Here is a 13,221-nt window from a genome sequence, read left to right on the forward strand (position 1 = left end):
CCGTGTATCAGATAATGAGCAGGTCGAGGTCGGCACCGACATCGGTGGACAGGTCCTTGATCGCCGAGGCCACGCGACCGAGGCGCTGCCAGGCCTTCACGATCGAGTCCTCCTCGTCGGAGCCGTCGCCGACGGTGATCTGCCAGGTCGCCGCGGTTTCCCGGTTGTCGATGAAGGTGAATTCGGTGACGAAGTCGGTGAAGACCTGGTCGCCGAGCGCGAAGCCGATCTGGTCGCCGAGGCCGAAGTCGCGACCGAGCAGATAGGGCGCGTTGTCCTCGACCGTCACCTTGTGGCTGGTGTAGCCGCGGGTCAGGTGCAATCCCTGTCTGCCCGCGACCAAGCCGTCGAGAGTGAAGGCTTTGTCGCTGCCGGTGATGTAGAGCTCGCGGAACGCGTAGGGCCCGGCGCGGTCGATGCGCGCCTTGTCCTGATACACCATCCAAGCCAGGAAGATGTCGTCGAGCTGCCCGCGATACAGGAAGTCCAAGCCGATCAGCGACAACAGCCCCTTGATCGCGTACTCGATGCCGGCGTTGACCCAGCCAGGAGAGCGTCCGCCGATGATCACATCTGTAGCGGTCGGCTTGTGCAGAGCGACCTCGGAGGGCCCGATCCCGGAGTATTCGCCTTCGAAGTACCACACCCAGGGGAAGTTCTTGACCGTGCCGAACTTGCCGGGCTGGCCGTAGATGGCCTCGTACTCGGTTGTCGAGTCGAATCGCGGGTACCGGACCGGAGTGGTCCCGTCATCCGCGAAATCCTCGATCCAGGAGATGATTCCGTCCAGGAGCGTGCCGGTCGGACCGGTGACACCGGACTTGTCCACAGTCTCCAGGACCACGGTCGGCTTATCGAGGTAGAACCATTCCGGCGCGGGCTGTTCGTCCTCGCCCGGCAGGAAGAAGCGGGCGGTGAGCATCACGCCCGAATCCTCGAGCATCGGCTGGAACAGCTTGTCCGCCATATCGAATCGTGCCGACGCCGCACTCCACGTGCTGGTGTCGGTCAGCGGATCGACAGGGACGACCGCGATCGGGAAGGTGGTGTTTCCCTGCAAGCGCATCAGGTTCATCGTCAGGTAGGCGGTCACCATCGACCGCACCGGACCGAACATGATGTGATGCCGTGGGAACTGCGCCAGGATCGGCGCGAACGGCGACGCCCAGCAGCAGATCGTCGAGACATGGTTCCAGGCGTGAATCGCCTCGATGTCGACGGTCTCCACACCGTGCTCATCACGGACGATCGAAGCCTTCGTGATGTACCCGTCCCACCGGAATCCCTTGGTGTTCACTGTAATCGGGATCGTCGCGTCCTCGAGATCATCGTTGTTGAACAGATGATCGAAATGCTCCATGTCCCGTGGACAGAGCATCTTCAGTCCACCGGCGGCATTGCGGGGGTAGGTGAATTCCAGCGACAGATAGCTGTGCTCTTCCCCCACTTCCTCCATGTCCTTGTTCCAGTACCGGACCAGAACGTCTTGGCTGCGCGCCTGCTCTCCCTCGAGCCGGACCGCCTCGTCCATCCGACGCGACTCGGCATGCGGATCCCAGGCCACCGCGCTCATCAGAAGGGCCTCGAGGATCGGGGGCTCACCGAGGCGATGATGCTCGAGTCGACGGTGCCGTCTTCGACCTGCACCAGGATCTCGGTAGTCGACCACGGTTCGACAGGTGCCAGCCAACGGCGTCCGGCCAACTGGGCCCACACATTGCGACCACCGGGAGCGTCATCGGAATACAGTCGCGCGGTGCGGTGGCGAGGATGAGTGTCGATGCGCAGCACTTCGCCTTCGGCCAGGCGCGGCGTCTGCACCAAGCGCAGGTCGTCACCCGCCAGCGGATCGAGGATCGCCCACCGACCGGGGCCGTTCATCGTGTATCGCGGCCACGCCTGCTGGTCCGCCGCGTTACGCACCCGAACCACACCTTCCCCGGCACCGGCGCTGTTCTCCCACACCGAGTTTTCCTCGAAGTGCCCGAACAGCGGGTCCATCGCCGCGGCCGACATCTTGTAGGCGACCAGCCGATTGCGAGCGGGATCGACATCACCCACCGGCTCCGGCGCCGCGTCGAGCTGCACCTTCTGGAACCGCCAACCCTGGTGCCGCGTGAAGTAGCCGACCGTCGCCGGCTTGTCGGTCGACCAACCACGGAACCACGCGTCATGTACGGCATGGAACTCCCGGACCGGATCCGTCCGACCGGCCCCGCCGGTACCGGTGATCACAACCACGAAGTCCCATTCCCGCTTCGACCGCACCGATCGCATGAACGTCGCGCCGTCCTGGCGCGCACCTTCGGAGACAAGCAACTCGACCGGCGCGAACATGAAGCCCGTCTGCGCCGACAGCCGCACACCCTCCCGCCCGGCGTTCGCGCCCGATAGATGCCACGCGCGACCGTTCACATCCCACACCACGATCTTGGTGCCCTGATCATTCAAAAGCTGGTGCGTCACCGCCCCAAACCTCCTCCACGCTGCTGCGCCAGAACCCGACGCCGACGAACCCGCTCCACCGCTACCGCAGCGCTCTTCGGGTCCATGCCATTGAAGTTGTAGATATCTCCGCGCGCGGTGTGCGCACCCGGGCCTTCCGCCAGATCGACCAGCCCGAACCCGGTCCCGATCACTTCCTTCGCTGTTTCCGCGGCGTATTCGATTGGTTTGGTGATGAATTCGGCGGCGGTACCCAATACTTCCGAGCCGGCGACCGACCCCAGCGCACCACCGATCGCGCTGCCGACAGGTCCACCGACGGCCGTGCCGATCGCCGCGCCGATGCTCGAGCCGATCTGGCTTCCGGCCGCTGATGCCGCGCCCTGTATCCCACCCGTGAGTCCGCCGATCAGTCCACCGTTCTCCAACCCGGAAAGCGCGCCGGACAATCCGCCGGAAAGACCGGCCTCGGCACCTCCGGACAACAGAGCGTCTGTGTCTATCGATGGAAGCTCGGGCAATCCGCCGCCATCGGTCTGCGGCGCGAAAGTCCTCAGCAGCGCGGAGAAGTCGCCACTGTTTATCGCTTCGAGAATTCCACCGAACTGCCGTGCCGCTTTCGCGTTGACGACATACTCACCATCGGACAACCATGCCGCAATCAAATCCTCGGTAGACCCGCCGGGACCCGAGACGAATCCGCCGTTGGCTCGGGGAACTCGGGGAATATCGTCGACCGGACCAAGCTTTACGCCACCGGGCACATCCGCGAGAATCGCAGGGCCGCCCCATGGACTGACTATAATCTGCCGATACCGATCCAGTGCTGCCTCGCCTCCAGGCAATTCGTGCTGGAACCACAAGTTCACCATCGGGCCGTGCTTGGCTCCCGATGCGGCGGGATCGATCAGCGCCGTCTCGACAGGACTGCCGGGCGTATCGTGGTATGCCTCGAAAGACGGGTAGTCGGTACGAACGCCACTGAGTTCCACACCATTTTCACCGGGCGTCACTACGATATCGCCATTGACGGTTCCGGTCTTTTCGCCCATCGAGGGAAGGAATCCATCCCGACCGCTGTATTTCATCCTGATTTCACCGTCAGGACTCTGCCAGATAGTCGCTTGCGGCGTGGCCACCTCAACGTCACCACCACGGACTGCAACCGACGGATTCTGCCGCATGACGACGATTCCGTTCTCGTAATCGATGATTACCGAGATCTTGCCGGACTCAGGGTCGAAATTCGGATCTGCCGTCCGGTTGTCGCCGCGATCCTCTGGGAAGCTGAAGTCACCGCCAGCAAAATCCTCCCAGCTGAGCCGCCCAGGCCATGGGTTGTATACGTCGAACTGCTCGATGAAATGCGTGGCGCGTACTACACCCTTTCCTGGAACCGGATTGATCATGACCGCCTGGATACTCGGACCCACACCGCCATATTTTTCCGTGTAGCTATTGGGATTCAGAAATACAGCGGTCGACCAATCCGCGTCGGTTTCCGGCCAGCGCTTGAAGACATCATGGAACACGTCGGCCGAGGAACCGAGGCGCGCGCCGTCGAATTGCCCAGCGTATGAATCGGCCGCAGGCGGTACATACCCCCGATCGACGACCAACGGGGTCTTCCCGGGCACTTCGATCGTCTCCGACCTGGTCTCACCGACCGACCACTCGGTTCCACTCGGCAGCTCTACCGTCTCACCGGCCGATGGCTTCCCGGATGTCGTCATCACGATTACATCCTCCAGGCCACCCGCGGGCGGAGGGGTCGACGAGCCACCGGCACTTTGCGGAGCAGGCGACACACCGGTGAACATGTTCACGGTGGCCATATCGCTACTCGACCCCTGATTGCCACCCATCGAGCCAGGCGGCACCCCGGTAAACATTTCGACTGTCGACATACTGGTGTCGTCTTTATCGCTCTTCGGATCTTTTGGCGCCATGGGACACCATCTCCTGACTGAATATAGAAGATTTTCGTTGCTATGCCCCCGGCGTTCGCGTGGTATCGTTCTGCGACAGTCCGCTCCAGACAGGCATGGGTCTTGATTACTCGACGTTCAATTCACGCCAAGCATGCTTACGCACGCCGCATGACGTTACTTATCATCTGCACCGTTATCGCCACTTCATGCTCTGATGATTCCGACAACCCCGACGGATGGCGGCGCGCCCCCGAACTGACGTACCTCGGAGACGTTCCGGTCGACAAAGATCTGACCGCCGGTCGCGCTCAGGACATTACAATCGCGCACGTCCGCTCAATGGTCAGCGCATTTGCATTCGAAATCTCACTCACCGGGTATAATTCATTGGCGCCATCACGGCCATCCTGCGTGCTGGACAAATTGGCGGTCGATCCCCCCCACCGATTCATGACTTCATATCAGGTCGAAGGAGCAACCGGCAAAGCCGGACTCCAAGAGTTCATGAATTCATGGCGACAAATGGGCTGGAAAGTATCATACAAGGCTGGACTACATTCGGTGGATTACGAAACCAACGTCATCGAGGGGGTCACCCCTGATCACTACTCGATGAACATGCAGGTATTACAGGAAAAACTATTGGTCCTCACTGCCGTATCGCCCTGCTTCCCTTTCACACCGGGGGATCCTGCCGATGCGATACCACTCAACATCCCGTAGAGCCGTCAGCCCTGATCCCATCCCAGGAATTCGTTGACGTTTCCGATCCCCATCGGGCTTCCGATTCGCTCGGCCGTCGGCTTCACTCCGGGCCGCGGAATCGGCTCCGGACGGTTCCGGCCGTGCTGAGCGTCTGCCGACTTCGCCCACACGAGCCAGCGGAGCGAATCGGCCATATCAGCCAGCAGCATGCGGTCCAGATGCCATTCGTGCTCGCCGCGGTTGCGGGCGCGGTACAGCGCGGAGGTCCTCGGGCTGTAGCCGACGATCGCCTTGAGATCCCCCCAGTTCAACGTCTCCGTGCCCAGCTGACGTAGGCGCAACCCCAGCAGGATCAGGTCGTATTCGATGGCCTCGCTGTGCTCTTCACAGAGCGCATCGAGGCTCAGGATTCCCCCAGGCGCACACCCGAGTGACGCTGCCAGGATTCGAGTAGGTGGTGGTACTCGTCGTGGTCCATTTCATCGAGTACCGCGAGGACATCAGCGGACACACTCAGTTCGATGATGGTGTGGAACGCATCGGCAATACCGAGGCGGCGCACTCGGCGGACCAGCCCGGGCTTCAAATACGTCAGCGAGGGGAGGCGAACCTCCACCTGACCGACTCGTTCGACGAAATCCTCCTTCACTTTGCTAAAGGTGGGCTGAACAGGCGCTTTGGGGGAGCTCACGGAATACTTCCTTCAGGTGATGCAGTACGTGCAGAAGGGGTGGAGGCTGTTGGCCGTCACCCTGCGGGGTGGGCCGCCGCAAGACGTGCGGACGGCCCACCCCAGGAAGAACTTCGTCAGGCAGTCTTGATGCCGTCGTCGAGGTAGCGGTACGCCTTGATACCGGCGTCGTTCTTGAACGCTTCGACGGTGATGGTGAAGCCGGCCAGCTCCTTGGAGACGAACTTCTTCTCCTTGACCGCCGAGATCTTGGCGTTCGGCAGGACGATGCGCAGCTTCTTGTCCTCGTTGATCATGTCGAAGATCCAGGCACGGTGCGGCAGCACAGCGCCCGTCTCGTGGACGTCGATGCGGGTGCCGTTGGTGGCGTCGGCCGGGGTGACAGTCACGTTGTCCGGGCCGAACACCTCGCTCAGCACATCCTGGTCCCACACGGCGTAGAGAGTGAGGCCGAAGCGGACCGAGTGCTCGGTCTGGAGCTGGGCGATGATATCGGCGTTCCAGTCCTTGACGGTTTCGACCTTGCGCTCGCCCATCGACTCGATGCCGTCCTCGGAGACGTAGCCGAGGGGGGTGAAGCCGGCGTCGAGCACGCCGGCGGCCGAAGTCGGCAGCGCGGTGGACAGCGGGGCGACCAGGACGCCACCGGTGACCGCGAGGTTGGGGGTGCCGGCGCCGATGAACTTGCTGGAAGGCAGAGCCATGAGAGTGAGTTCCCTTCAGATTTCTTGTCGTTTCGGTATTCAGTTGTTGTTCCTCCCGAATGGAACTACCGCGTGTGTAGTTCCCCGGGAAGTCTCAGGCGAGGATCTTGCCTCGCACGATCAGGTCGAAAATGGCTGTGTATCGGGGCGCGTCGGTCTGCGGGTCGGTGTCGTTCTCACCGCCGGCGTCTTCGACGCTGTCGCACCAGATCTCGCCGATGTATCCCGGCGCCAGAGATGTCACGATCGCTCGCACGTTCGCCGCCAGGATCGCGGCGCTTCCGGCATCATCGGTACATTCGACGACGATTCGAGGACGATCGAATGCGAGGTGCGCACCACGACGTCCCTCCCGGTCCTCGACGTCGAGCCTGGCCTTGCGGTCGTTCCGGGCGACTCGCACCATGCGAGCAGGCCGGGGGTCGGGGATTCGCGTCACCACCGCGGCGGTATCAGCGAGATCCGCAAGTTCCGCGGAGAGGTAGTCGACGAGTGCCTCTTCGATATCAGCGAATACAACTCGTTCAAGCATGGGTGTTCACCAATCTTCATTAGGTTGGTTGCGGCTGGTATCGGCCCTTCGTGCCGTATTGATCCGCTCGCGGAGGACTTCGACAATCCCCGCGTACGCATCGGTCTTGGTAGGACCTTCCACTGCCAATCCGCGGGGATGCGTGGCGGACCACATTCCTTCGTCGGTTTGCCGAACGTCGATGTCGGCGAGGTCGTAGAAGACTTCCGGATCCGGATCCGGCCAACTGCCATCGTCATTCGGTGTGATGTGCGTTCCGGTGTCGAACGCACCTGGCGGCCCAGCAGGAGTGGGGATCCACCGGATGGTCTCGAGTTCTGGGTGCACGCGAACACCTCGCTTTACCAGGTACTCGGCAACGCGCGTAGCTTGTTTGATCGACGTAACAGTGGGCTCAGCGAGCTTGCGGCCGACTCTGCTCTGCCAGGCAGGAAGGTGGATGACCGACAGCTCCTCAGCCAGCGCACGCACCTGAGGATCGAGCTCGTCGTCCTGGTCCGCCTCCGCGAGTTTGCCCGACAGCGTTTGCTGCAGCAGCGCGAGGAACTCCGGCGTCACCAACTGCCCGGATTCGGTCTGTACGTATCCAGTTTTCGGCGGTACCTCGTCACGGAATTCGATTGAATCGATGATTTCCTTATCAGACATATCGTGTAGCCTCCCGGTTTTGGGCATCAAAAAAGCCCAGACCTACCGCACTGGGCTTTCTGCTAAAAATATTGAGCTACTTTACTAGCGGCCGATCACGGCCGCATGCGGGTATAGCAAAACCGCTAACAAAGCGTGCCGAATTCGTCACCCGATTCAAGAACGACCTTGCGCTTCCAGCCATTAGGTTGCCAGATTGCGACAATCGTCTCCAGGTTCTGCACCTCGCCGATTTCATCTTCACAGCCCGCCGCGGGCGACGTCCACTCGATGTCGATGTAGCTGTTCAATGGCAGCTCAAGGAGTGCGCCACCCGGCTCGAACATGACGTCAGATCGTTCGACTGAGCACTGATTCTGAATTTCACGCGTTATCTCCAGATCGCTAAACACGGAAGCCACGCCAAGTGCATGCTCCTCAAGCGCAAACACATCGTGTCGAATACCTCGCCCGACTCGAGGATCGTCCGGTACCAGCCGCCTCAACAATTCGTCGACCACGACCAAACATCATGCGTCTCAAGACGTCCCGAAACAACGGGGATAATTCACCGCGACATGAGACATGAGACATGAGACATGACCTTAACGCTTCACATTGAGGTCGACGGAACCCGGAATGATCCGCATCTCATCCGAGCTGCATTCGACGATGAAAAGGATATCGTCTTATTCACAGTCAGCACGACGGACCGGTTCGATCGAAACATCAACAGGGTCGGGCACCTCCGGCATACCCGCGTCCTGATCTATTTTCACGGTACGGCCGGAAACAGCGCTCATAAAATGAAACCGCACCTACACACCTACATCCATACCAGTCGGGTCCTCGGCGTACAGCAAACAGCTAAGCTGCTCGATTACCAGCTCATCCTCCCAATAATCCAAGGTAAGTTCGGACTCGTCTATTCTATCGACATTCAGCGGCCACACCGAGATATCCAGAAATGCCCCTCCGCGATCGTCTATTCATGTCCCGACGGCTCGAATCGAACCTTCAACTCACACCTTCTTGCATATAGGCGAAATTTCGATATCTCGCGTATACCCAACTCCTTCAGTATCACGCATACTCCCAGTTCTTCAGGTAGAACTCCATAAGCTGAGCGCGCTGGATAGCGCTGGGATTTATGGAACGCGCACTGCCGAATTCGACCCTAGCCGCGGAGGCGGCGTAGACCACCGCATAGTAGTCTCGAATAACGGCAATCTCTTCTTGCTGAATTCAGACTTTACCATTCTCACCTGGTCCATCGTCATCAGGTCATAGCTCGCATCGTTGTTGTCCCAGATCTGTATGCCGGTGCGTTCCTCAGCAGAAGGTCCCTTACCCATACCCTTCACGGTGGTACCGTGGGCCACCGCGATCTGCTCCAGATTATCGAACCATGGTCGCGCCTGCACTGGTACAGGCAACTCTCCGTCTGGAACAAATTAGCACGGGGAAGCGGAATGGGCTCAGGCGGAGCTGGGTAGTCCTTCACAGCCCGGGTATCGGCTGCCCACACACGGAATGATTCCGGGCCGACGGCCAGGAATCATTCATAAATCCACGTCGGTGGATCCGGGCTGAATGTTTACGATCGCGTGGCTTTCACCAGCTCTACCCGGGAGCGTCCATGACAACTCTCTAATTGAATTCAGGATTCAGCCATACCGATTCAAGAATGCCGTCCACGATATCCATTACAACCCCGGGTGCGATAGATACGCATTGTCCACCACCAGCACCACGATGCACCTTGACCCACCCGGTGTCAGCATCGTAGTCCACGTTCCAGCGCCCTTCAATTATATCTTTTGGCTCACCCGGCGACATCACCTCCGAGACGAGGAAGATTCGGCCATTGTTTGCCACCGGAGCGCGGAGCTGCGTCATTCTCCAGCCCGGTTTAGGCAAGTAGCCCCAAGGAAACAGCACTTCCCCGGTATCCACCGAAGTCGCCAACTGTAGCTCATTCACTAACAGACTTTCCGTTCCGGAATCGCCGATTCTCATCGAAACGTCAGCCGAATCGGCGGGAATGAAATCGATGGCGCACTCGTGGTGAACGTAACGAAGTTCTCCGTGTAGCATCTCTCCAGCTTCGACACGAAAGCGCATAATCGAGACCTTCCCTATTTTTTTCTTGGTTTCCATAAGAAATGCAGGATCACATTACGCTTGGTATCAATAACCAATTCATAGTTTCCTTCTTTGCCGTTCAACGACCCTGGCGCGTCCCATCTTACTGCCCCAGGGTACCCACCGGGGTCGATCCTGAGTGTACCGTTCTCCATTATTTCCTTGATAATTTGGGTCGAAGTCAAATAGGGTCTCGATGGACGACCATCCGGCTTCAGCTCCCTGAGGTGCTTCTGATTAACCCCACTTAGCACTAGGGCTTCTGGATCAACATCTTTTGCTAGTTCTTCAGGGGTTTCCGCCTCATGCGGAACCGGCGTCGACGGTTCTGTCTCCGTTCTATGGGGCGCACCCGCTTCCGGCGCTTCAGTGTCCCGCCTGGCTTGTTCTGCAGCCTCGCGCCTGTTTCGGCTCCAGGGCAAACGGTCCGCTAGGTCACGAATCTCACGTCCGACACCTTGTAGGCCCCTTCCAATACTTTCGAAAAGTCCAGGAACAGCTGACTTGAATGGTTTGGCTAGGATCTTTGCGCCTATACGCCACAGAGCTCCTATGCCAGTTACATCGAGAATTAGGAGTCCGATATTCGCCGCGAATCCGGTCCAGTCGCCGGCCAATCCATCAGAGATGGCTTGGCGCAGAGGCCCCCATATCGGAATGAGGCTTTCCAAGAATCCCGGATCGGTGGAAAGGTATTCGGAGAGCCAACGTAGGAACTTTTCGAGGAGGGCTTGCTCTTCGTTGGCCGGTTCGCTTGTTGTCTCAGGATTCAGTTCGGGCGGTGGCGGTACCCGCAGGGGCTGCACGTTGGGCGGAGGCGGCAGCGGTGAGAACCCGCCACCTTCACCTGGCTGGGTACCCGCAGCCGGCACAGGAACCGCCTCGTCGTTGTGTGGCCCGTTCGGGACGTCCCTTTTCTCTTGGGTCGGCGAGCTTTCGGTTCCACGTGGACTCGATGGCTGATCGGAAGGCGAGTCCCCTCGCGTCGGATCCGGAGTCGTCCCGGGCTGAGGCACACTGCGTTCGGTGCTCGGCGCGGGAACTGGATACGCGTCGTCCTGGCTGCCCGGGATGGGCACGGGATACCCGTAGTGGACGCGCTCCTGCCCGTTTTCATAGGTTCGCCAGATGTCGACCGGTGTTCCGTCGTCCCAGTAGGGCTCGTCGTTATTCCACATCAACTTTCGGCCGGGCGGGTTCTCTATGGAGTTCCGCCGCGGCGCGGGTTCCGTCGTACCCGGCGAGTCATCGGGGCCACTTTGGGAATTTCCGCCTCCACCCGCGCCACCTTGGCCGGAGTCCCCTCCGTAGTACGGAACATCACCTGCTCCACCGGACCCGGGTTGCTCGGTACCAGGGTCAGGGCCGGTGCGATAGAGCGCGTCGTTGGGCTCGTCAGGGTTCCGGTGGGAGATGTCGGGTTCGCCCGGAGCGATTATGCCGGGGTCTATGTCATCGTGTGGTTCGGCTGGCTGGGCGTAGATGCCGGGATCGACAGACACCCCCGCGATCATCTGATTGCGGCTTTGGATGCGTTCGACCATCCGTGCCGAACCGGCCACAGACATTCCATGAAAATCGTAGGTGCGTCCACCTGTGCCACGGTCGGAGCCACCCGAAGGTGATGCTCCGGCAGCCGGAGCAAGAGCTGCTAGTCCCATGGAACGACCAGCAGCCCAAGACACTGCTGGCTCAGAAGGCGGGCGAACTTCGTCCGAGTTCACCAATGTGAGTGCCTTTACAGAATGGCTCGGGCCGAGTACACGGGCCGGGCGTGAAGAAGAAGGTCAACGAATCGATCCGCGGCGTGCCCGTGTACTCGGTTCCGCGCTGCGAAGATCAGAGTCCGAGCAGCGGCAGGATGACCGGGGCCAGCACGACTGCCAGTTCGAGCAGCTGGAGGAGGACGGGAAGCATGGGATTCACCCCCTTTCCTGGAGGGCGGGTGGGGTGGCTTCGAGGGCCTTGAGGCGGTCCAGGATGTCGGCCAGGGCGTCGACGACGGTCATGCCGTCGAGCTGGTCCCAGCCGCCGTACATGCCCACATCACGCTGCTGGCTACCGCACAGCTGTTCGCGGATGTCTTTGACGTCGGTGCCGATCGGGCCGCAAAAGGCGGTGATGAATTCCTGGATCCGGTTGACTTCGGATGCGCTCATCGGGGCGTCCTCTCCGTCGATGAAGGCCTGTACCTCGGAACGGAATTCGTCCATGTCGATACCGGCGGGGTCGATTTTTCCTTCGCTCGAGTACTCGCGGTGGGCCACGCAGTCCTCGGCGGTGCGGCCGATGCGGGCCAGGATGGCCGCGCAGCCGCGCTTGTAGGCGTCGAGTTGTGGTGGGGTCCAGTCGGTTCCGTCGCCTCGGGAGACGGCTTCGATACCGATCACGTGGTAGTTGGCGTTGTTGGTGGGCCAGCCGGGCCAGGAGCCGCGGCCCGCGTGCCAGCAGACACCGGCGGCGATCACGCGGAAGGTGCCGTCGCGTTCGAGGACCAGCTGGGCCAGGGGGCCGGGCAGGTCGAGGCGGCCGTTCTGGACGATGCGCCAGTCGTTGGCGCCGCCGCCGGCGGTGTGGTGGCACAGGACGCCGCGGATGTCGCGGAAGTCGCCGTGGCCGCGGTCACGCCAGCCGTCGTGTTCGATCACGTCGAGCCCGGCTTCGCGCAGGACATCGGCCAGCCATACCGGGTCTCCGGTCCAGCTCATGAGGTTCTCCTTAGGGGTTCGGTGGTCCCGCCCCCGGGTGACGAGGGGAAGGTGCCGGGGGCGGGACCGGCGCGCCTGACGCTGCGGCGGCGTCTCGACCGCAGACCACCTACGGGAGACAGGCGCATCAGGGGCGCGGCATGCGGCGGGCTCGAATCCCGCACTGTGTCGAGTGTTCTCCGGGGGCCGACCGCATGCTGTTTCGGGAAGGCACCGCGTGGGTGCCGTCAGATTTCTTCGTGCAGAGAGTCCGGGATCTTGTACTGCGCGGCCGGAGGTTCCTGGCCCGGAACGTGCAGACGCAGGAAGCCCAGCAGTTCGTCGATGTGGCGTTGCAGGGCACGGATCAGGCGGATCGCGTCACGGAAACGCAGCTTGTCGTCGGCGGCCTGTTCCTCGAGGGCGACGACACGTTCGCGCAACTTCGCGACTTCCCTTGCTTGCCATGCGGTCACCGCTCCGATCACGGTCGCGAGGGCCACACCGGTCGCCTGGATCAGTTCAGGGCTTAACCACGTCACCGGATGCCTCGTCTGTCGTCGCGGTGACGGGAGTGACTGCCGGTCGGATGATCGCCCCGGCGATGACCGGGGTGGCCAGGCCGTAGAGGGTCAGCAGTGTCTCGACCCATGCGGTGTCGACCTCGCGGCCGAGCAGGTAGGCGATCACGCCGGTGATGGCGACCAGTACCGAACGAACAAGTGCCGGTTCGGGCACCTTGCTGATACGCACG

The 13,221-nt window shown here is 61.1% G+C and carries 15 protein-coding genes; 1 reads left to right on the top strand and 14 read right to left on the bottom strand.

Annotated elements, in window-relative coordinates:
- Positions 1–7: 7 nt before the first annotated feature.
- The 3 genes from WA675_RS20080 to WA675_RS20090 are packed head-to-tail and all read right to left on the bottom strand — an operon-like array spanning position 8 to position 4,394.
- Positions 8–1,573: a Gp37-like protein gene (locus WA675_RS20080; RefSeq protein ID WP_336086201.1), complete on the bottom strand. Its 1,566-nt coding sequence runs from the start codon at positions 1,571–1,573 to the stop codon at positions 8–10.
- On the bottom strand, positions 1,573–2,466 hold the full coding sequence (locus WA675_RS20085) for a phage tail protein (protein WP_336086202.1): 894 nt from the start codon (positions 2,464–2,466) through the stop codon (positions 1,573–1,575). The genes WA675_RS20080 and WA675_RS20085 overlap by 1 nt, the downstream gene beginning before the upstream one ends.
- Complete coding sequence (locus tag WA675_RS20090) at positions 2,463–4,394, bottom strand: hypothetical protein (protein ID WP_336086203.1); 1,932 nt, start codon at positions 4,392–4,394, stop codon at positions 2,463–2,465. The genes WA675_RS20085 and WA675_RS20090 overlap by 4 nt, the downstream gene beginning before the upstream one ends.
- Positions 4,395–4,544: 150 nt before the next feature.
- Between WA675_RS20090 and WA675_RS20095 the strand changes: the two genes are divergently transcribed.
- The gene (locus tag WA675_RS20095) at positions 4,545–5,099 is read left to right on the top strand and encodes a hypothetical protein (protein ID WP_336086204.1); all 555 of its coding nucleotides are present in this window, start codon (positions 4,545–4,547) and stop codon (positions 5,097–5,099) included.
- Between the two features lie 5 nt (positions 5,100–5,104).
- Here the strand turns inward: WA675_RS20095 and WA675_RS20100 are convergent, their stop codons facing one another.
- From WA675_RS20100 to WA675_RS20150, 11 genes are all read right to left on the bottom strand, one after another.
- Positions 5,105–5,392, bottom strand: coding sequence for a DUF5361 domain-containing protein (locus WA675_RS20100; protein WP_336086205.1), 288 nt, complete (start codon positions 5,390–5,392; stop codon positions 5,105–5,107).
- 92 nt (positions 5,393–5,484) lie between these two features.
- Positions 5,485–5,772, bottom strand: a complete 288-nt coding sequence (locus WA675_RS20105; protein WP_278266193.1) for a hypothetical protein — start codon at positions 5,770–5,772, stop codon at positions 5,485–5,487.
- 116 nt (positions 5,773–5,888) lie between these two features.
- On the bottom strand, positions 5,889–6,476 hold the full coding sequence (locus WA675_RS20110; RefSeq protein ID WP_278266192.1) for a phage tail tube protein: 588 nt from the start codon (positions 6,474–6,476) through the stop codon (positions 5,889–5,891).
- Between the two features lie 94 nt (positions 6,477–6,570).
- Complete coding sequence (locus WA675_RS20115; RefSeq protein WP_336086206.1) at positions 6,571–7,008, bottom strand: hypothetical protein; 438 nt, start codon at positions 7,006–7,008, stop codon at positions 6,571–6,573.
- A 6-nt stretch (positions 7,009–7,014) separates the two neighbouring features.
- A complete protein-coding gene (locus WA675_RS20120; RefSeq protein WP_336086207.1) occupies positions 7,015–7,656 on the bottom strand; it encodes a hypothetical protein in 642 nt (213 codons plus the stop codon).
- A 125-nt stretch (positions 7,657–7,781) separates the two neighbouring features.
- Entirely contained in the window at positions 7,782–8,156 is a 375-nt protein-coding gene (locus WA675_RS20125) for a hypothetical protein (protein WP_336086208.1), read from the bottom strand.
- 1,129 nt (positions 8,157–9,285) lie between these two features.
- Positions 9,286–9,795, bottom strand: a complete 510-nt coding sequence (locus tag WA675_RS20130) for a hypothetical protein (protein WP_336086209.1) — start codon at positions 9,793–9,795, stop codon at positions 9,286–9,288.
- On the bottom strand, positions 9,774–10,652 hold the full coding sequence (locus WA675_RS20135; protein ID WP_336086210.1) for a hypothetical protein: 879 nt from the start codon (positions 10,650–10,652) through the stop codon (positions 9,774–9,776). Before WA675_RS20135 ends, WA675_RS20130 begins: the two co-directional genes overlap by 22 nt.
- A 1,050-nt stretch (positions 10,653–11,702) precedes the next feature.
- Positions 11,703–12,488, bottom strand: a complete 786-nt coding sequence (locus tag WA675_RS20140) for a peptidoglycan recognition protein family protein (protein ID WP_336086211.1) — start codon at positions 12,486–12,488, stop codon at positions 11,703–11,705.
- Positions 12,489–12,715: 227 nt separating this feature from the next.
- Positions 12,716–12,970, bottom strand: a complete 255-nt coding sequence (locus WA675_RS20145; protein ID WP_336086212.1) for a hypothetical protein — start codon at positions 12,968–12,970, stop codon at positions 12,716–12,718.
- Between the two features lie 19 nt (positions 12,971–12,989).
- Positions 12,990–13,220: a hypothetical protein gene (locus tag WA675_RS20150; RefSeq protein WP_336086213.1), complete on the bottom strand. Its 231-nt coding sequence runs from the start codon at positions 13,218–13,220 to the stop codon at positions 12,990–12,992.
- Position 13,221 lies beyond the last annotated feature (1 nt).

The organism is Nocardia sp. SSK8, assembly GCF_037034205.1.
Classification (GTDB): Bacteria; Actinomycetota; Actinomycetes; order Mycobacteriales; family Mycobacteriaceae; genus Nocardia.